Annotated in this window: 19 protein-coding genes; 10 read left to right on the top strand and 9 right to left on the bottom strand. The window is 46.3% G+C overall.

What is annotated here, in order from left to right:
* Nucleotides 1-104 precede the first annotated feature (104 nt).
* Complete coding sequence (locus tag C1S74_RS23285) at nucleotides 105-1,766, bottom strand: electron transfer flavoprotein-ubiquinone oxidoreductase (RefSeq protein WP_082039097.1); 1,662 nt, start codon at nucleotides 1,764-1,766, stop codon at nucleotides 105-107.
* A 278-nt stretch (nucleotides 1,767-2,044) separates the two neighbouring features.
* On the opposite strand from C1S74_RS23285, the gene C1S74_RS23280 reads away from it, so the two are divergent.
* On the top strand, nucleotides 2,045-2,794 hold the full coding sequence (locus tag C1S74_RS23280) for an electron transfer flavoprotein subunit beta/FixA family protein (protein WP_045402477.1): 750 nt from the start codon (nucleotides 2,045-2,047) through the stop codon (nucleotides 2,792-2,794).
* A gap of 11 nt (nucleotides 2,795-2,805) precedes the next feature.
* A complete protein-coding gene (locus tag C1S74_RS23275; protein ID WP_045402476.1) occupies nucleotides 2,806-3,771 on the top strand; it encodes an electron transfer flavoprotein subunit alpha/FixB family protein in 966 nt (321 codons plus the stop codon).
* Between the two features lie 125 nt (nucleotides 3,772-3,896).
* On the opposite strand, the gene C1S74_RS23270 is transcribed toward C1S74_RS23275, so the two are convergent.
* The 3 genes from C1S74_RS23270 to pdhA are packed head-to-tail and all read right to left on the bottom strand — an operon-like array spanning nucleotide 3,897 to nucleotide 7,106.
* Nucleotides 3,897-5,039, bottom strand: a complete 1,143-nt coding sequence (locus C1S74_RS23270; RefSeq protein WP_045402474.1) for a dihydrolipoamide acetyltransferase family protein — start codon at nucleotides 5,037-5,039, stop codon at nucleotides 3,897-3,899.
* Nucleotides 5,036-6,019: an alpha-ketoacid dehydrogenase subunit beta gene (locus C1S74_RS23265; RefSeq protein ID WP_045402472.1), complete on the bottom strand. Its 984-nt coding sequence runs from the start codon at nucleotides 6,017-6,019 to the stop codon at nucleotides 5,036-5,038. Before C1S74_RS23265 ends, C1S74_RS23270 begins: the two co-directional genes overlap by 4 nt.
* On the bottom strand, nucleotides 6,012-7,106 hold the full coding sequence (pdhA, locus tag C1S74_RS23260) for a pyruvate dehydrogenase (acetyl-transferring) E1 component subunit alpha (RefSeq protein ID WP_045402469.1): 1,095 nt from the start codon (nucleotides 7,104-7,106) through the stop codon (nucleotides 6,012-6,014). Before pdhA ends, C1S74_RS23265 begins: the two co-directional genes overlap by 8 nt.
* Nucleotides 7,107-7,700: 594 nt before the next feature.
* Here pdhA and C1S74_RS23255 point away from each other — a divergent pair.
* The 3 genes from C1S74_RS23255 to yegD all read left to right on the top strand — a co-directional run bounded on the left by C1S74_RS23255 (nucleotide 7,701) and on the right by yegD (nucleotide 10,323).
* Nucleotides 7,701-8,021, top strand: a complete 321-nt coding sequence (locus C1S74_RS23255) for a DOPA 4,5-dioxygenase family protein (RefSeq protein WP_038873466.1) — start codon at nucleotides 7,701-7,703, stop codon at nucleotides 8,019-8,021.
* 236 nt (nucleotides 8,022-8,257) lie between these two features.
* On the top strand, nucleotides 8,258-8,884 hold the full coding sequence (locus C1S74_RS23250; protein ID WP_045402466.1) for a hypothetical protein: 627 nt from the start codon (nucleotides 8,258-8,260) through the stop codon (nucleotides 8,882-8,884).
* Between the two features lie 86 nt (nucleotides 8,885-8,970).
* Nucleotides 8,971-10,323, top strand: a complete 1,353-nt coding sequence (gene yegD / locus C1S74_RS23245; RefSeq protein ID WP_045402464.1) for a molecular chaperone — start codon at nucleotides 8,971-8,973, stop codon at nucleotides 10,321-10,323.
* A 153-nt stretch (nucleotides 10,324-10,476) separates the two neighbouring features.
* Here the strand turns inward: yegD and C1S74_RS23240 are convergent, their stop codons facing one another.
* Together C1S74_RS23240 and C1S74_RS23235 are read right to left on the bottom strand one after the other, a co-directional pair.
* On the bottom strand, nucleotides 10,477-10,953 hold the full coding sequence (locus C1S74_RS23240) for a copper chaperone PCu(A)C (RefSeq protein WP_045402461.1): 477 nt from the start codon (nucleotides 10,951-10,953) through the stop codon (nucleotides 10,477-10,479).
* 85 nt (nucleotides 10,954-11,038) lie between these two features.
* Nucleotides 11,039-11,500: a hypothetical protein gene (locus C1S74_RS23235; protein ID WP_045402458.1), complete on the bottom strand. Its 462-nt coding sequence runs from the start codon at nucleotides 11,498-11,500 to the stop codon at nucleotides 11,039-11,041.
* 375 nt (nucleotides 11,501-11,875) lie between these two features.
* Between C1S74_RS23235 and C1S74_RS23230 the strand changes: the two genes are divergently transcribed.
* Nucleotides 11,876-12,916, top strand: coding sequence for a hypothetical protein (locus C1S74_RS23230; protein WP_045402455.1), 1,041 nt, complete (start codon nucleotides 11,876-11,878; stop codon nucleotides 12,914-12,916).
* A 67-nt stretch (nucleotides 12,917-12,983) separates the two neighbouring features.
* On the opposite strand, the gene C1S74_RS23225 is transcribed toward C1S74_RS23230, so the two are convergent.
* The 3 genes from C1S74_RS23225 to C1S74_RS23215 form a co-directional block, all read right to left on the bottom strand.
* The gene (locus C1S74_RS23225; RefSeq protein ID WP_045402452.1) at nucleotides 12,984-13,280 is read right to left on the bottom strand and encodes a hypothetical protein; all 297 of its coding nucleotides are present in this window, start codon (nucleotides 13,278-13,280) and stop codon (nucleotides 12,984-12,986) included.
* Nucleotides 13,281-13,397: 117 nt separating this feature from the next.
* The gene (locus tag C1S74_RS23220; protein ID WP_045402447.1) at nucleotides 13,398-13,733 is read right to left on the bottom strand and encodes a DUF5666 domain-containing protein; all 336 of its coding nucleotides are present in this window, start codon (nucleotides 13,731-13,733) and stop codon (nucleotides 13,398-13,400) included.
* Between the two features lie 128 nt (nucleotides 13,734-13,861).
* Nucleotides 13,862-15,043, bottom strand: a complete 1,182-nt coding sequence (locus C1S74_RS23215; RefSeq protein WP_045402444.1) for a DUF5666 domain-containing protein — start codon at nucleotides 15,041-15,043, stop codon at nucleotides 13,862-13,864.
* 89 nt (nucleotides 15,044-15,132) lie between these two features.
* Here C1S74_RS23215 and C1S74_RS23210 point away from each other — a divergent pair, with 89 nt between their 5' ends.
* The 4 genes from C1S74_RS23210 to C1S74_RS23195 all read left to right on the top strand — a co-directional run bounded on the left by C1S74_RS23210 (nucleotide 15,133) and on the right by C1S74_RS23195 (nucleotide 19,528).
* On the top strand, nucleotides 15,133-15,801 hold the full coding sequence (locus C1S74_RS23210) for a response regulator transcription factor (RefSeq protein WP_045402589.1): 669 nt from the start codon (nucleotides 15,133-15,135) through the stop codon (nucleotides 15,799-15,801).
* Nucleotides 15,773-17,014 carry a sensor histidine kinase gene (locus tag C1S74_RS23205; protein WP_045402441.1) on the top strand — a complete coding sequence of 414 codons (1,242 nt, stop codon included), beginning with the start codon at nucleotides 15,773-15,775 and terminating at the stop codon, nucleotides 17,012-17,014. The genes C1S74_RS23210 and C1S74_RS23205 overlap by 29 nt, the downstream gene beginning before the upstream one ends.
* 156 nt (nucleotides 17,015-17,170) lie before the next feature.
* Nucleotides 17,171-18,100, top strand: coding sequence for an SRPBCC family protein (locus tag C1S74_RS23200; RefSeq protein ID WP_045402438.1), 930 nt, complete (start codon nucleotides 17,171-17,173; stop codon nucleotides 18,098-18,100).
* A 138-nt stretch (nucleotides 18,101-18,238) separates the two neighbouring features.
* Complete coding sequence (locus tag C1S74_RS23195; protein ID WP_045402435.1) at nucleotides 18,239-19,528, top strand: alkaline phosphatase; 1,290 nt, start codon at nucleotides 18,239-18,241, stop codon at nucleotides 19,526-19,528.
* Nucleotides 19,529-19,592 lie beyond the last annotated feature (64 nt).

The raw sequence follows: 19,592 nt of genomic DNA, 5'->3' as shown, positions 1-19,592 counted from the left end.
AAGCATAGTACACATGATTGATTTGTTAGATTTTTGATGGATTTAAATTATCAATTGTTCAGATAAAAGAGGCGTGATAGCGAATCACCATCACGTTATAAGTGCTACATGTTTTGATAGCTTGGTCCGCCGCCGCCCTCTGGTGCTTTCCATGTGATGTTTTGCGATGGATCTTTGATGTCACAGGTTTTGCAATGCACACAATTTGCGGCATTGATTTGGAATGTTCGCTCGTCTTCGACTTCTACAATTTCATACACGCCAGCAGGGCAGTAGCGCTGGCTTGGCTCATCAAACTTCTTCAAATGTACTTGAATCGGAATATGAGGATAGGCGAGTTGCAAGTGGCAAGGCTGATTTTCTTCGTGTTGTGTTCCTGACAAAAATACCGATGAAGGTTTATCGAAGCTGATTACGCCGTCTGGCTTCGAATAGTGAATAGGTTGGCACTCGTCGATTGGCTTCAGTTGTTCATGATCAAGCGAAGGATCAGTGATCGTCCACGGTATTGGTTTCTTAACCAGAGGCTGCCATAGATTGTGTTCGAAGGTGGAAAGTGCGCCGCCGAGCACACTGCCGAACTTATGAATGTTCGCACCAAAGTTGCGCGTATCACTAAGTTCTTCATACAGCCATGAATCTTCAAACTTGGTTTGGTAATCCGCTTCCGAATTTGATTGTGCGAATGCTTCAGCAATGGCTTCTGCGGCTAACAAACCGGATTTCATCGCAGTATGGCTGCCTTTGATCTTGGCGACATTTAAGGTACCTGCATCACAGCCAATCAATAGACCGCCGGGGAATTGCTGTTTCGGCAGAGAAGACAGTCCACCTTTCGCAATGGCTCTTGCGCCATAAGCGATGCGTTGAGAGCCTTTCAAATGTTGTTCGATTGCTGGGTGGTGCTTAAAGCGTTGAAATTCGTCAAACGGACTCAAGTAAGGATTGCTGTAATTCAAGTCGACAATAAGCCCAACGGCGATTTGGTTGTTCTCCATGTGATAGAGAAAACCGCCGCCTGTGGTGTTGGATTCACTCAGTGGATACCCTACAGAATGAATCACGCTGCCTGATTGATCTTTGGCATCGGCAGGCAACTCCCAAATCTCTTTGAGCCCGAGCGCATAATGTTGCGGCTGTTTATCATCGTCTAAACCAAATCGTTGGGTGAGCTCTTTACCGAGATGACCTCGGCAACCTTCGGCGAATACGGTGTATTTGGCTTTTAGCTCAATACCGGCTTCAAAGTTGGGTTTGGCTTCTCCTTTCTTGTCCAAGCCCATGTCGCTGGTGTTTACCCCTGTAACAGCGCCAAATGCATCGTAGTTAATCGTGGATGCGGCGAAACCGGGATAGACCTCAACACCAAGCGATTCCGCTTGTTCTGCTAACCAACGACACAAGTTTGCCAAGCTGATGACGTAGTTGTTTTCATCATTGTGCATTGGGTTGGGTGTAAGGAAGTGGGGAACACGAACGTGATTAAGTTCTGTCGTTAGGTACAAGAAGGCATCGTTTTTTACAGCGGCGGAGAGAGGCGCGCCCATACTTTGCCAATCAGGAAAGAGTTCGTCTAATGCACGCGTTTCGAATACCGCGCCAGATAAGATATGTGCACTAACTTCTGAACCTTTCTCTACCACACAAATAGACAGCGGTTCACCTTCACGCTCTTGGTTGAGCTGCGCTAAGCGGCATGCAGCACTCAAACCTGCAGGTCCGGCGCCAACCACCACCACATCAAATTCCATGCATTCTCTTTCCATCTTCTTGCTTCCTTTATGCGAAATCTTTCTCTGTGTTTCAGGTGCTTCTTCTATTACGCAGTGCTCGTATAAAGAACTATAGTCCAGTTGACGTAAACGTAAACTAAACTAAGCTCAAATGGTAACGTCATAGGGCGGGATAAAGACTTTGAGTGACAATGTCACAATATGTTTTTTGTTAGCAAGATAATGAATAAACTGAGCTTTAATACAAATCTTTGTCGCGCATGACCCAATTGCTAGGACGCGTATCGCTTTGCGATCTGCTAGGAGGGAATGTGAAAGTACTGGTTGCGATTAAACGTGTAATTGACCCTTACGTTAAAGTAAGAGTGAAATCTGATGGTTCCGGCGTGGAAACCAACAACGTGAAAATAACGATGAACCCATTCTGTGAAATTGCGGTGGAAGAGGCGGTACGCCTCAAAGAAGCTGGGGTAGCAGAGGAGGTGTTAGTGGTGTCGATTGGTGACACCAGTTGTCAGGAACAATTGCGCTCAGCGCTCGCATTAGGTGCGGATCGTGCGATTCATATTGATGCTGAACAGTCACCAGAACCGCTTGCGGTCGCGAAGTTACTCAAAGCCGTGATGGAGCAAGAACAGGCTCAATTGGTGCTTCTGGGCAAACAGTCAATCGATACGGATAACAACCAAGTCGCACAAATGTTGGCAGCACTGACGAATCGTCCGCAGGGGACATTTGCATCGGAAGTGAAAGTAGAAGGGGAAACGGTTTTGGTTACGCGAGAAATCGACGGTGGCTTAGAGACGCTCAAACTGGATTTGCCTGCGATCATCAGTACGGATTTACGATTGAATGAACCGCGTTACGCCTCTCTACCGAATATCATGAAAGCGAAGAAGAAGCCGCTCTCGGTAATGACGCCAGACTTCTTTGGTGTGAGTGTTGAGCGCTCTCAGCAAGTGCTGGAAGTCATGACGCCGCCTGCCCGTAAAGCAGGTGAGATGGTTGGCAGTGTGAGCGAGTTAGTCGACAAGCTCAAAAATGAAGCGAAAGTGATTTAGGAGGCATAACCATGGAAAACAAACCGTTAGCAACCTTGGTCATCGTAGAACACGACAACCAATCACTTTCAGTCGATACATTACGTGCGTTGAGCGCGGCTTCCCAGATTCAACAAGACGGTGCCTCTTTGCCTGTCACCGCCTTGTTAGTCGGACATCAATGCAGCTCGGTATTGAATGAGTTGAAGTGCGTGCAAGGTATCTCGCAGATCGTTGCGATTGATGCTGCCGAATATCAGTATGCATTAGCAGAAAATCTGTCTACCTTGATTGCTGAAGTTGGTCGGGATTATTCGCATATCCTTGCCCCTGCTAGTACCTTTGGTAAGAACTTGATGCCCCGTGTCGCTGCCTTACTGGACGTTGGGCAGCTGTCAGATGTGATTGCAATTGAATCGCTCGATACGGTTATTCGCCCCATTTATGCCGGTAATGCGTTAGCCAGAGTCCGCTCTGACGACACAACCAAAGTGATGACGATTCGAAGCTCTGCGTTTGACGCAGTTACTGTGTCTGACTCACCAGTAGCCGAGAATGTCGTGACGTTAGAAACGGTCATTAATGCAGAGCACAGTGAGTTTGTTTCACAGCAAAAAGCGGAAAGTGAAAGACCAGAGCTACCCGCGGCAAATGTGGTGGTCTCCGGTGGGCGTGGGTTAGGCAGCAAAGAGAATTTCGCGCTGGTGGAACAACTTGCCGACAAGCTTGGTGGTGCAATTGGTGCATCACGCGCTGCGGTGGATGCAGGCTTTGTCTCTAACGATTTGCAAGTAGGACAAACGGGTAAGATTGTCGCGCCGCAGCTGTACATTGCCGTGGGTATCTCCGGAGCCATTCAGCATTTGGCAGGGATGAAAGATTCTAAGGTGATTGTAGCGATTAACAGTGATCCTGAAGCGCCAATCTTCCAAGTCGCAGACTATGGTTTGGTAGGTGACCTGTTTGAGATTATGCCGGAGTTGCTGGAGAAGGTTTAAGTTCGATATTTTTCGGGCTTCGTTCACTAAAGCGAAGAATGAGGGAGTAGGGAATCTCTTCAAATTCAGGCTCAAAGCAAAGGGCTTCCAATTGGAAGCCCTTTGCTAATTATGGCAAACGTTGCTTAAACACTCGGTTTTCTCAAGTGCTCGGCTAGTACTTTTGTGAACCTTGCCGCTTCACCACCAGTACATGCGCGGTGGTCAAAAGTAATCGACAGTGGCATGGCTTTCACTGCCACAGCTTGTCCGTCTCGAATTACAACTTTCTCAATGATTCGACCTGCACCGACAATGGCTACTTGTGGCGGCGTGACTACTGGCGTTGCGTAAATACCTGAAATTGCGCCAAAGTTTGAAAGCGTAATGGTGGCGTGTTGTAACTGCTCACGACCAATCTTACGTTCACGTATGCCTTGCACAGTTTGGTCCAACCAACGACGTACCTCTTGTGGCTCGTATTCGTCAGCATGTCGAAGAACAGGTACGTACAAACCGTGTCGGCTGTCTACGGCAATACCAATATTCACCGCGCTGTGGACACAACGCGTCATGGTCTCAGCATCAAACCATGCATTCATGGCAGGCTCTTCCTGACACGCATGCACGATCGCTTGGACCAGACGAATACTGATGTCTTCACCTTGCTTCCAGCCTTCCAACACTGCTTCTTCAGTAATGGTGACCGCTGCGACATTGTGATGGGATTCCGCCATGGTCGACACCATGGTTCGGCGTGCGCCTTTAAGTACTTCTGTACCTGGACGCTGTTTGCCTGCTTCGTTATAGATATCGGTATCAACGATCAAACCATCCGGACCACTGCCTTTGACCAAATCTAAATCCACACCCAGTTTCTTCGCTAATAGGCGAGCAGAAGGAAGCGCAGTGATGAGGTTATCAGGCGATGGATTGTGTTCGCCACCAATCCAGAAATCGTCGACATTCACGCTGTGCGCATGTTGCGAGACATTACCGACCACCGTTGCTGCATCGGCAGTTTGTTTCTGCTCTGAGACGGTTTGCTCTGCTCCGGTTTCATCGATTTCCAGAAGTAGAGCACCAATGTTGATTACGTCGCCTTCTTCACCATGACGACTCACGATACGACCGCTATAAGGAGCAGGGACGTCTACGGTCGCCTTTGCGGTTTCGACGGTAAGCACCACTTGATCGAGCTTGACCATATCGCCGACACTAATATGCCATTTCACAATTTCTGACTCAGCGAGACCTTCGCCGAGATCGGGTAAGTTAAACGTCTTCATTTCCAATCCTCCACGAGTTCGCGCGCGGCGAGCACAATGTCTTCTTCCTGAATCATGTAATAATCTTCGTTGCGGTAGTACGGCATGATGGTATCCATGCCTGTGACACGTTTTGGTGGGGCTTTGAGTAGGCACATGGCATGTTCTGCGGTTCTGGCTAGCAGTTCTGAGCCGACACCACAGGTTTTGCTCGCTTCATGGACCACCAAGAGGCGTCCGGTTTTCTCAAGTGAACGGAAGATGGTCGCGGTATCAATGGGTTTGATGCTGGCTAAATCAATCACCTCAACTTCGATACCTTGATTGGACAGCGTTTGAGCCGCTTGCAGTGATTCGACAACACACGCTCCCCAAGTCACTAACGTAATGTCGCGGCCTTTGCGAAGGGTAAAGCAAGTGTCGAGAGGTAGCGCTTCGCCGTTATCCACGATTTCGGATTTCACTGTGCGATAGATACGTTTTGGCTCAAAGAACATCACCGGATCGTTGCTGCGAATGGCTGCTAGGAGCAAACCATAAGCGCGTTGCGGTGAGGAAGGAATCACAACCTTAAAACCTGCGGTGTGAGCAAATAACGCTTCGACGCTTTCGGAGTGATGCTCTGGTGCATGAATACCGCCACCAAAGGGCGCGCGGAATACCGCAGGGCAGGTGAGTCGACCACGAGTACGGTTACGCATTCGCGCCGCGTGACACATCAAATGCTCTAATGCAGGGAAAACAAAACCTTGGAATTGAAATTCGGCTACAGGTCGTAAACCTTGGCTCGCCATACCAACGGTTACACCGCCAATTAGCGCTTCGGCAAGTGGCGTATCGATAACGCGTTTGAGACCATATTTCTGTTTTAGACCAACGGTTGCACGAAATACACCACCGTTGTCACCCACATCTTCGCCAAGGACGATGACATTAGGATCGTGCTCCATTTCATGGTGCAGTGCGAGGTTCACTGCTTCAACTAACGTGAGTTCAGCCATGTTTCCCTCCCTGCATTCGCATTGCTTTATTGATTAGCTCATCCCTTTGCGCATGAAGCTCTTGGGGTAGGGATTCATAAAGGAAATCGAAGCCCGTTTCAGGCGCTTGATTTGGCATGTTGAGATAACGCTCAACGGCGAGTTCAACTTGTTCTTTACAGTGGGCTTGCCACTCTTGCTCTTTCTCGTTACTCCAAACGCCTTGATTGGTGAGAAAGGCTTTAAGTCGACGAACGGGCTCATATTGCCAAGCTGTTTGAACTTCATCCTCGTTACGATAACGGGTCGCGTCGTCGGCAGTGGTGTGATCGCTCAAGCGGTAACTTACTGCTTCAATTAACGTCGCGCCTTTGCCTTTTCTCGCTCGTTCAAGGGCCGTCATTGTTGCATCAAACACAGCGACTACGTCGTTGCCATCAACCGTAATGCCGGGGATGCCAGCACCTTTGGCTTTTTCTGAGAGAAATTTCGCAGCACATTGCAAACTGCGCGGCACGGAGATCGCCCATTGGTTATTGTTCACCACAAAGACTAAAGGGACGTTCCATGCCCCCGCGCAGTTGATGGATTCAAGGAAATCGCCTTTGGAAGTACCGCCATCACCGCACATCACCAAAGCTGCATCGTGATTGCCTTGGATTTTCAATGCTGCCGCAACACCAACGGCATGGGTGCACTGGGTTGCGATTGGGACACAGAAGGGGAGATCTTTACTAGGAAAAGGACTGCCTTCAGGCGCGAAGTCGCTGCCGCGTTCATCGCCTCCCCAATATTGCAGGTTCTTTTCCATTCCTATGCCACGGCACCACATTGCTGGCATATCACGATAATAAGGCACGAAAACATCGGTGGTGTTAAGCGCTCTGCCCACAGCAATACCAACAGCTTCCGAGCCAAGGTGTGATGGGTAGGTGCCCAATTTCCCCGTGCGTTGCAGGGCAACGGCTTTGTTATCGTAGGTCCGAGTTAATACCATGTCTTGGTAAAATCCGACCAAAGTTTCAAGATCAGCCCAGTTGGGTAGTTGGCTGACGAGGTTCCCATCATGGTCGATAAACCGATGCATGGGTAATGCCTGAACGTTCATCTCAAGCTCCTTTTGACGCTGCAAGTCTTTTGGACAGCAGCTGCTCATTATTAAATCAATGTCTGCATGGGTACTCAGACTTTGATATCAGCGCAAAAGGTCATACCTAGGATTGCAGTTGTTTTTGATAGTTATTGACGCATCTGTCGTTCGTCTCTCTAGCAAAACTGTGTTCTGGAAAAACACAAGGCGTCGCTTGATACTGCTGTCTACACCGCCTAATCCAGTGATGAATCTTGATATAACCAGATACTGTAAGTGTAAACAAATTGTTAAATTGCGCTTTAATTTACGCAATGCTCCACAGTAAAATTTCGCTTACAGTGTGTTTTTATAGGATAAAACACTGGCTTTTAGAATTGTACGTTTTCAGAATTGAATGGAATCACTGACTTTGACAAGAAATTTGCGACAAAATTACGCTGTGAAATTTTACAACTTGAATGGTTTTTCAGCACTTTGAGGTGATAATTCAGTAACACGTTATTCTCGTCGTCACGCTTTGACTAGACAGAGTCACTTGTCACTTCCCAAGGTTGGGGAATGCATGTAGTGTGACCCATAATTAAAGTCTGTGATACTCATGGAGAAGTTATGTACCACATTCATGTTTACTTTCCGCTTCAGCAGCAGGAAAAAGCTCAAGCCTTGAATGAAATTATTCGTCAAGAACGCCAAGATGTACTGCGCGTTTTTCCGTTAGTGTGCAAATTGGTTGGGCCCCATAAGATGCCAATGTTTGAACTGCACGTTGAATCCGTGAGCGAGGAATTTATCGCTTGGTTAGATACCATTCGAGGTGGTTTCTCTGTCTTAATCCATCCAGTCAGCGATAACGAATTACGTGATCACACAGAACATGCGATTTGGCTCGGGCGCGAACTCGGAGTATTTGAGGAAAAGCTCGAAGCGTAAATCGTTGGGGTAGGCGACGTTCCCCCTCCTTGTTCGTCCTACCCAGATTCAGCAATTCCGTCCATCGTGTGCTAAACCTAAATAACGATAGTGATAAAAGAGTCACCATCGTATGTTGTTATATTTGATGTTTAGCAACGCATTAAAACAAGATTAAGCTCAAAAATCAGGGAAGTGCAGTTTACGACCCCAACGCCATTGGCAGTGGAAAAGGACATTTCTAGAGGGGAAAGGGGATGCTAACAATACTCTTGGTAGCACTTGCGCTGTATATCTTTTGGCTGTTGTTTCGTAATGGCCCTGCATTTGCCGAGCGTGTGCCAAGTAAAAAACGCAACTGGGTCGGACCAACCGCTAACCAAGAAGAGTGGCAAGGCTATTGTTCAGAAGTCTTTCAACCATTCAGTTCTCAAACTACCTTTTATGCCATCGCTTATTTTGCCAACTTCGTTGCGGCTGCGAATGCGATTTCGTGGTCGATCATTTATGAAGGTGACTATCCCATCATCATGAGTCGTTTTGGTAGCTATTTCATCGTTAATACGCATGACGCGCTGTTGGTTTCAGGGTTTGTCGCGTTGGCGTGCTTTATTATAAATTGGCAACTTGCTGTCCATTGCGCAGGAATCATGAGCCAATATTTGGTGCGCATACTCATCATTAACCGCACTCGTTTCGTGGCGATTAGCTTAGTGTTTTGTAGCTATTTTGCATACTTACTTACGGTAGGCATTTTTTGGCTCTTTCACGATGGATACTCCATTTGGCATGGGCTTACGCTTACCCCGGTATTTCTGCTTTTAGCGCTGCTTCTTGCGTTTGTACTGCCTTCAATGAAAAAAGAGTCTGTAGAGAAAGACTAAAGCCACATTCAATTCAAGTTGTTGCGCTAGAATTTCCACGGCTGTTGAGGTAGGATTGCCGACCTTTTTTGTCAGTGGGAGGACTTATGTACATCGGCTTTGACTACGGCACCGCAAACTGTTCGGTGGCGAAAATGGAACAAGGTGAGCCTCAGTTGCTTAATCTTGAGGGGAGTAGCCCTTACATTCCTTCCACCCTTGCGTCACCAACGCGTGAATCGGTGTCTGAACACCTATTTCGTCATCGTAATATCAAGCCTTTTGATAAAGTGGGTGAGCAAGTTCTGCGTCGCGCTATGAACTTCAACCGCGAGGAGAGCATTGAACTTGAGCCTGAAGACATGGCGTTTGGACAAGCGGCGCTGAATCGTTATTTAGAAGATCCTCGCGATATTTACTATGTGAAGTCACCGAAGTCTTTCTTAGGTGCATCTGGCCTGCGTGACGTTCAGTTAAGTTTCTTTGAAGATCTAGTGTGCGCCATGATGGACAACATCAAGTCGCAAGCTGAGAGCGATGCGCAGCAAATCATTACTGATGCGGTGATTGGTCGTCCTATCAATTTCCACGGTCGTGGAGGAGAAACGGCGAACATCCAAGCAGAAGGTATTCTCTTAAGAGCTGCAAAACGTGCTGGCTTCCAAAATGTTGAGTTTCAATTTGAGCCTGTTGCCGCGGGTCTGGAATATGAAGCGACGCTAACGGAAGATAAAACCATTCTGGTGGTCGATATCGGCGGTGGTACGACAGACTGTTCTTTGATTCAAATGGGACCATCTTGGCGTGGTAAAGCGGATCGCACAGCAAGTCTGTTGGCGCACAGTGGTCAGCGTGTCGGTGGTAACGATTTGGATATTGCATTGGCGTTCAAACAACTGATGTACCCATTTGGTGTGGAGAGCAAGATGGAGTCGGGCATCGTTATGCCAACCACACAGTTCTGGAACCCAATTGCGATCAACAACGTAGAAGCGCAGAGTGACTTTTATTCTCGTGAGAACCTTTCGGCGTTGAAACTTCTGCACAAGCAAGCGCAAGAGCCACAAAAGCTTGCTCGCTTGTTAGAGGTTTACCATGAGTCTCTGGGTTATAACATTGTCCGTCGTGCGGAAGAGGCGAAAGTCGCGCTTTCTGAACAAGCATCCTACCGTACGGGCATTAACCTGTTGTCTGAGTTGATTGAGGTGGATGTTCAACGTGACGAGATGATCGAAGCGATTGAATCGCCAAAGAACAAGATGACAGCGTTAGTAACAGAAGCGGTAGAGCAAGCCGGCGTGAAACCGGATGCAATCTTTATGACGGGCGGATCGGCACGTTCACCTATTTTGCGTGATGCAGTGCAGACAGTATTGCCAAATATTTCGGTGGTGAGTGGTAACTACTTTGGTTCGGTAACCGCAGGTCTAGCGCGCTGGGCTGAGGTTTGTTTTAAGTAAGACTGAGCTAGCTGCTATTAGATTCCTTATCTCGTCTAGGCTCGTCGCAGTGACGAGTAGGGAGTCTTTCAAGCCCACATGAGTGAAATCAAAGGTGCATACAGCTAAAACAAAAGAACCCGCTGAAATAGCGGGTTCTTCTCGTTTAAGTGATTAATGGTGGTGCATGTGCTTCTCTACGTGATCCTTCTTCTCCACCGCCATTTCGACTTCCACTTTACCTGCTTTTTTGAACGTTAACGTCACAGGGAAACGGTCGCCTTCTTTTAGCGTTTGTGTTGGATTGAAGATCATCAAGTGAAAGCTACCTGGTTTAAATTCAACTTTTTGTTGCGGTTCTACCATTACTTCATCGATCTTAATCATCTTCATCATGCCGTCTTCTTTGGTGTGAGTATGAATCTCAACACGGTCAGCAATCGGCGTTGAAGCTGCAATCAGCGCGTCATCGGCATCTCCTAGATTACTTAACTGGAAGAAACCGCCAATCACAGGCGCATTTGGTGGCGCTTCACGGCTCCAAGGATGATCGATGTGAATCTTGCCTGCTTCGTATTCGTGAGCAAGGCTCAGTGGGCTCGCTAGTAGAGCAATAAGAGCGAAGGCAGTGGTTTTCATTGTTTTAAGCATTGGTGTTTTCCTTTTGAAATTTTGCTTCTCCGAATCGTTTGTTCGATCGGGTTAATTGTTATTGTTGTGCGCCATATGCAGAGCATTAGGCAAGGAAAGCACGAGGTGGTGATTGTTTTGGTGCGACGTGTTTATACACTTGTCGACCACATAGGGCGAAGTCGTAGGATATTAACGTGTGCTTGCTGCGTCGCAGCCAAAAGATGGTGGCAAGAAAGAGCCCTAACGCAACGGAGATAAAGAATTGAGCGGCTTGCAATAACGGACATTCAAATTGAATGCTGTCGTGCAGATTGAGATCTTGGATGAAGTCTGAGTTGGGAAGTGCATTCGCTTGAATTAACTCGTTAACATCGACCCATTTAAAACCGTCTGCTGTACACAGTAGCACCTTCTCATCTTGTACTTGGTTGAGCCAGTTTTCGCCGTGAATTTGCGTAGGGTTGAGCGCGACGGTGGATGTCAGGTACAACTGGAACAGCACTGCGATGATGATCGCTACAGCGCTTACAGTTGGCTTTCCTGATTGTATTTTGACTGTTTCCATACGACGCGATACTTCATTGTTTCGGCGCGGGATACTAACAAATGAGCGTTAAATTGTAACTGGTAGTTTATAAAAAGGTGATGTGAGTGTGTTTTATTTGTTTTATGGATTATTGTTCTAAAGATAAATATCGAAAATTGCGTTGCTCACAGCACTGCTTAACCTATTGACTTGCTGAATGGTGTGGATTTGGCTGGTGATTTTGCGTTCTAGAATCGCGCTTATTCAATTCAAAGTGACTATCTATTCTTCACTTGTTTTCCATTAACGGAATTATGACAGTAATTTAATAAAGGATACGGTATTCTCCGCACCTTTGTAGTTGCCTGAAGCGCCCGTCATATAAGGGCTGCGGAATCTTAAGAAATTTCTCCAATGAAATACGAACAACAGATCGGATATCGATATCCTAAAGGTCGCTTTGCGATGGTGAGCGTGTATGCGTTTACTGGTGCAGCGATTTTAGCATCGACCATTTTCTCTCTTTTACTGTTTTTGTCGATTGACGAAAACCCAATGATGCAGGCGCTATTTGGCGGTCTGGCCATCATATTTGAAGCGGGTAAATTTTACGCTTGGTATGAATATGGTGAGCGTCGTGCCCATCGAAACTACACCGGAGCTTTAACGGCATTGGTGTTTTATTTGGTTCTCGCTGCGATTTCTATTGGTGGCAGTGTCGGTGGCATCAACAGTGCGACCAACAGCGCACAAAGCCATATCTCGGTAGAGCAGGCAAAAGTTGAAGCCTACAACCGTCAGATTGCATCAATCGATAAACAGATTGAACTGAACAACATGGCGGCACAAAAGTACATTGAAATGGAACGCATCGCGACAGGTGTCTCTCGTATTCAAGAGCAAAACAAGAAACTGCGTGAAGAACAGCAACGCCTAGCGACAGAACGCGACAGCTTACCGCCAGTGGCGCAAGGCTCGGTGATTGGTCTGATTGATAGCTTAGCAAAAGCTTTTGGTACGACGTCATCTCAAGCGCAGTTGGGCTTGGTCGTATTCCTGTCTATCTTGCTCGACTTCTTTGCGGCGTTCTTCGTTGGCTTGATTGGTGAAGAAAACCGTTTTCGTCATTTCTTCCGCAGAAATGATGGCATTACGCTAGCAAATGTTCGTGATATTGACCTAGAGCCAGCGGGCTACTTACCTCACCTTAAAGAGGAAGAAGAGCTTGAAATGCCTGCGTCAATCGAGCCGGAAGAACCAAAGTCGCTATTAGAACAGGTGAGTGATGCGCTAAAAGGGCATCAAGTGACGTGTACTAAGAAAGCCGTTGCGAAGCAGTTCCGACTTTCGGCAGAAGAAGTCGATAACGTGTTTGAAGAGCTGACGGAGCTAGGCTTAGTCGGCAAGAAAGCAAACCACCATTATCACTGGATTGGCCAAGCAGAAGCGGTTTAATCAATCCAAATGAACAAAACAAAAGAGCGTCCAATTCGGACGCTCTTTTTTATACTCTTCCCCAATACTAATCAGTGATGATTTTCTTAGTGGTGTTTTTAATTGGCTTTTTCTCTTTTTCAGGCATTGCTGCGTCCACAGCCTTACCTGCAATGCCTTCGTCTGGCAGTGCATCTTTACCGGCTTCTACCGTCGTGTCTTTCAACGCTTCTTTAGGAGTACAACGACCGCCCACACCAACAACAGCTTTAGTGGCCGTCGCTTTGGCTGCTTTTTCTGCGTCACAGTCAGGATCCATTACACCAGCATAGCTTGCAGTTGAACCAAACAAGAAAAGGAGTAGGGCAAGGTTACGTTTTTTCATTACAGTTACCGTTTTCATGTAAACATAAATTAAGTGTAACTGACCAATTAAGATTTGCAGGAAAAGAAAAGCGCCGCCGAAGCGACACTTGTGAGTTTCTGTTGTATTTTCGGAACTTTAGTCGTTTGAGAGCTCAATTTCTCTTGCGATATTTTGATTGTTAATTACCACACCATCGACTTCGATGGTCGCCCCGTCTAGATTGGCCTCTTGTACGCCGTCAATCTGAGTATTGTTATCAATCACGACGGTTTTGGTTTGGAAATCCGGGCCATGTTCATTTTGGCAGGCCAGAACAAAAGTTCGGGAATCCGCGTTGTAACTGTTCACTAAGCCGGTGCACTCAAACGATTCTAGTCGCTCTGGAGTTGCATCACTCTGTGTTGCAGCAAAGCTGCTGGCTGAAGCACAAGCACCAAAAAGCATCATTAGAGGTAGTGTTATTTTACGCATTATTAATCCCTCATTTGGTCATACGTATCTGTTTTAAAAAGGATAGAAGAAAAGTCGATACGAGAGGGGAAAGAAGCACCAAAACTATGATGCTTCTTGGATGTGTGTTTGCGCTTATTTGTTTTTGCTTAGTCGTCGTGACCTTCTGCTTCTACTTCACGAGCCACGTTTTGGTTGTTGATGATCACACCTTCAACTTCTACTTTAGTGCCGTTTAGGTTGTGCTTTTCTAGGCCCTCAAAGCGAGTTTGAGCGTCAATTACAACGGTGTTGTTGGACATGACTTGGTCAGCATCATTTTCACAACGTGAAACTTGGAATGTTTCCGTGTTTACGTTGTAGTTTGATACCACACCTTCACATTCAAACTCTTTACCTTGCCAGTTGCTGTCGTGGTCACCACCAAAATCTGGGCCGTCGATTTCTACTTCGGTGGCCGTGCGAACGCCATTTTTCATTACGGACGTTACTTCAACTTCTTGGCCTTGTTTCAAGTCGGTTTTAGTACCGTCTTCAAAGCGGGTAGCATTATCGACAACGAAGTTACCACGGTAGTTTAGTGAGAATTGGCTGTAGTCATTTGCCACCCAAGTAACAATGCCTTCTACGTCGTTATCACCAACTAAGCTATCGTAGTTTTCTACTTCAACGTCTGTTGCTACGAACACATCGCCTTGCATTGAGCCTTCTGCTTCAACCCATTCACCAACATTCAAACCATCTACACGGTTGTAAGAGACCGTGACGTTTGCACCCAATTTGAATGTGCTGTTGTTGATGTCGATGCTTGAAATTCGACCTTCAATTTCATCAGGGCCAGTGTAGTTGAAGTCAAACTTCACAACGGATAGCACTTTGTAGCCAGCATCAGCGGTTGGTAGTGAAGACACCATGACCCAATCGCCTTGGTCGATTTCATCACTCAAACCTTCAAAATGAAGTTCAACACCGTTTACCGTGAACGTTTTGTTGATGTGGTCAATCGCAGTCACCGTGCCAGTCATGGTCGGCTCAAGCGTAACAACAACAGGATCTTCTGCTGATTTTTCTGTACCAGAGCCGACTTGAACCATCATGTTTGGTTGAACGGCACCAAGATTCGTTTCTGTTGAACCATACATGACTTCAGAAACGTGGTAGGTGTAGCCATTTACCGTAATGGTGCTTTTCGCTTCGTTGACCGATTCAACCGTACCAATCGCAGAGCTAGGTTTTGCTGCCGGTTGAGGTGAAGAGCCACCACCGTCACCAGACCCACCACAACCCGATAATGCCATGCCCACTGTGGCTACAAGCGCTAATTTTTTCATGATTTATACCTGTTTTTGAAAGCTTATTTATGAATTTGGTTGTATCTTATGACGCGTATCGTGAAGTGTTCGTGAAGAAACGTGAGCCTATGAAAATATTAATTGTCGATGATAATCACAATGTTTCAGAAACTATTGCCGACTATCTGGAATTGGAAGGGATGACGATAGATTGCGCTTACCATGGAGAGGCTGCGCTAAATTTAATTCAAGAAAATCATTATGATGTGATCATAATGGACATCATGATGCCGAAACTTGATGGCATCAGTACCGTCCAAAAACTGCGTCAAGAATACCTATGTGGTACACCGATATTGTTCTTAACCGCCAAAGATACGTTAGACGACAAAATCGCAGCGTTTCAAGCGGGTGGTGATGACTATTTGATGAAGCCATTTGCAATGCAAGAGCTCAGCCTGCGTGTGCATGCCTTGGCGAACCGTGGTCCAAGGCAAGACATCGGAACACTCAAATTTGCCGACATCAGTTTGGATGTGCGTACCGACCAAGTCACGCGCATGGGTAAAGTGCTAAAGCTGAGTCGTATTCAAACCAAAATTCTAAAGCTATTGTTGAAGCGTGCACCAGCTTCGGTGTCTCGAACCGAAGTGATTGAAGATGTGTGGGGAGACGAGCCTCCTGGCAGTGACGCATTGCGTAGCCATATTTATGGGCTAAGAACTGCACTCGACAAGGGTTTTGATGATTCCATATTAGAGACCATTCATGGACAAGGCTACCGACTCAAACCATAAAGAATACCCAAGCATCTATCGCAAAATTCGTTGGGGTTTTGGCCTTATGACGTTTGCGATGTTCACGTTGTTTTGGTCATTAATCTACGTTGCTGAAAACAAACTGGAAGTATTGAGCCTACATCACTGGCTCGATACTGAAGTGGCGCTTTACAAAGAGAATTACAAAAAGCAGGGTTGGGATGCCCCTTTGCCAAATGTGATGGAGTTCGATTCCTACTGGAGCAAGGCACCGACACCTGATTGGCTGCTGTCGTTTAAGTTTCCAGGCTTCTATGAATACCTATTAGGTGAAGAGGATAAGCACTTTGTTGTCTTCGAGCACCCATCTGGTGAGGGATTGATGTACATCGTCTTTCAAGATGATTCCGATGATTATCTGGATGAGTACGAAAGCTCGTTGCATCAGTTTACTTTTTTCTTGGGTGGCTTGTTTTCCATCATCATGGTTGGCTACGGTGTTTACATGGTGCGAATTCTTTCTCGTCCACTGGCGAAAATTGAAGGCAAAATCGGCTGTATGCCGCCAGACCAACCCGCGTTTGAAGTCGATACTAAGTTCAGTGAAACACGACATATTGAGCAAACTTTGCTGGACAGTAAAAACAACATCGCAGGTTACTTCCGACGAGAGCAAGAATTTAGCCGATTTGCGTCTCATGAGCTTCGAACACCAATCATGGTGATCAAAGGTTCCGCTGATATTTTAAGCCGAGTGCCAGATCAACCTCGTGTGGCACAAAAAGCCATTGCACGTTTGCAGTCGGCTGGTGAAGAGATGCGAGTTCTCACGGAAGCGTTCCTGTTGTTGGGGAAAGAAAACGTCGAGCCACAGCATTACGGTGACCATGCTTTGATCACTTGTCTAAATCAGCAGTTGGAAGAACTTGCTCCTTTGTTTGCTAAACAAGGGGCAGAGTATCAGTTAAAAGAAATGGATAGCGGTGTGGTGCATGCGCCTGCAAGTTTTATCACCATCGTGATTAATAACCTGATTAAGAATGCATTCAGCTACAGCGTCGGTGACATCGAGATTGAACTGAATGGCACTCAATTGGTGGTTGTGAATCGCCATGATGGTAATGAGACTTACAATGCCGGTTATGGTTGTGGCTTAGTGATTGTGCAACGCATCTGTGAGCGCATGAATTGGCCATTTGAATTAGAGGATGATGGCGCAAGGTTTACGGCCAAAATCGACTTTGTTTCCTAATTCAGCACTTCGCTTACAGACCACTGCAAGCGGTATGAATAACGAAAAGCCAGAGACGTAATTCTGGCTTTTTTGTGCCTAACTGCCAGTGAAAAAAGAAAAAATACCGATTTGAATTAGACTCTAGAGAGTGAAAGGGAAACTCAAGGAGCGACTATGCTTTCGTATCACGTCAGTAAGATCATTGAAATTGAAAAGACGCAGAGCGAGATTGTTGATTACCTCAAAGATTTTAAGAATTGGCCGGAATGGTCTCCTTGGCTCATTTTAGAGCCGGATTGCGAGCTGACTTACAGTGATGAGCAAGGACAAGTCGGATCTGGCTATCAGTGGAACGGGAAGCGTGTCGGTACTGGGGCAATGGTCTTAGAGAGCACACAAGAACATCGTTTAGATATGGAATTGCACTTTTTCCGCCCTTTTAAAAGTCATGCGAAAGTGACGTTAATCGTCACACCATCGGAGAAAGGATCTGCGGTGGAATGGCAGATGCAATCGAGCGTGCCGTGGTTTTTATTCTTCTTGAAAGGCATGTTTAAAAGCATGATTGAGATGGACTATGAACGTGGACTGCGCATGCTGAAGCGCCAATTAGAGACCGGTACTGTCTTATCTGAATTGGTCGAAGTCGGTAGCCGTCGGCAAAATGAAATTAACTACATTGGCTTAACGGGTTCAGGTGTGATGAATGATCTGGGACCAATCATACAAGATCACATTGAACGATTATTTGACCTCGTAGAAAAAGAGAAACTACCTGTGACCGGGGAGCTCTTTTGTTATTACTTCTCCATGGACATGAAGCGTGGATACTTTGAATTTATTACTTGTTTACCAGTTAAAGCTGGCGTTGCCGCGATGGGGGGTTTTGTTGCTGGAACCATTCCTGCCAGTGACACCTTTGTCGTGGAGCATAAAGGTGAATATTGGTTTCTGGGTAATGCGTGGTCGATGGCGATGAGTGTGACCCGACATGATGGTGTTAAAGTGAAAAACAAACCTTTGGGTATTGAACGCTACTTAAACAGTCCGCATGATACGGAGCAGGCTGAGCTGCGCACTGAGGTTATCTTATTTAAGAAATGATGTGCGTTGTAAAACTATGAACTAACGCCATGTTTCATCCTAACTGCATGATAGTATTCGTTAATGCTTTAACATTAGAACGATACTCAAGTTGATGAGTGCCATATTGGCACCATCGCATTATGTCATGGATGAGATATGAAACTGAAAACCCCTCTAATAACTGCCTGCTTATTTGCCAGTCCTGCCTTTGCCAGCGAGGCGCCTAAAAACATCATCTATATGATTGGTGATGGGATGGGACCTGCCTTTACCTCTGCGTACCGTTATTATCATGATGACCCAGCCACAAAAGAGATTGAGCCGACAGTGTTTGACTCCATCTTAGTTGGTATGGCAAAGACGTATCCTGATGACGTCACCTATGTTACTGACAGTGCAGCGAGCGCGACGGCACTGAGCAGTGGCATTAAGAGTTATAACGGTGCTGTGGCGGTCGATGCAAACAAAAAGCCTGTAAAAACCATGCTTGAGATGGCAAAAGAGCAGGGAATGACGACTGGATTAGTTGCAACGTCACAAATTAATCACGCCACGCCAGCGAGCTTTGCGGCTCATAACGAATCACGTCGAAACTATGATGAAATTGCCAATGATTACATTGATAACAAAGTCGATGATCAGCTACCGGTTGATTTATTGCTTGGCGGCGGCGTGCGTTATTTTGAACGTGAAGATCGCAACTTGGTTGAAGAATTTAAACAACAAGGTTATCAGTACATTACCGATTTCAAAGACCTTCCTGCATTGCAAACTTTACCTGCGTTAGGTCTGTTCGCAGATAAGGCATTTCCATTTGCGCTTGATGAGAATCCCACTCGTCTAGCGGAAATGACCAACAAAGCTCTCTCACTGTTGCAACGACGAGATAACGGTTTTTTCGTTATGATTGAAGGCAGTCAAATTGATTGGTGTGGCCACGCGAACGACATTGCGTGCGCGATGGCAGAAATGGATGATTTTGCTAAATCGATTGAATTGGCGAAAGCTTATGTCGATGCGCATCCAGACACTTTGTTGGTGGTGACGGCTGACCACTCCACAGGCGGTTTAACCATCGGTGCAAATGGACAATACCAATGGGATACCGAGGCGATCAAAGGAGTTCATCAAACGGCATGGCCATTAGCGATGTCATTAGCGCAGTCTCACGATATGATCAAAACATGGAATGCTTCTGTGGATTGGGAATTGTCGAAAGAGCAAGGTAGACAACTCGCTTATGCGAAATTAAGTGAAGAACCAGCGAAAGCGCTTTATAAAGAAGTGAAAGACATCATCAACAAGAAGAGTTTTACTGGTTGGACGACGAAGGGCCATACCGCTGTTGATGTTCAAGTGTTCGCTTACGGGAAAGGGGCTGATAAGTTTGTGGGCTCACAGAACAATACCGATATTGCCAAGAAGTTGATCGGGTTTATTCAATAAATCAGATTGAAGCTGATTAGTAAAGAAAATGCCTCAGCGATTGCTGAGGCATTTTTATCAGCCA

This window comes from Vibrio hyugaensis, from assembly GCF_002906655.1.
Classification (GTDB): Bacteria; Pseudomonadota; Gammaproteobacteria; order Enterobacterales; family Vibrionaceae; genus Vibrio; species Vibrio hyugaensis.
Note: the sequence above shows the minus strand (reverse complement) of the source record. Positions and strands in the feature narration are given on the sequence as shown.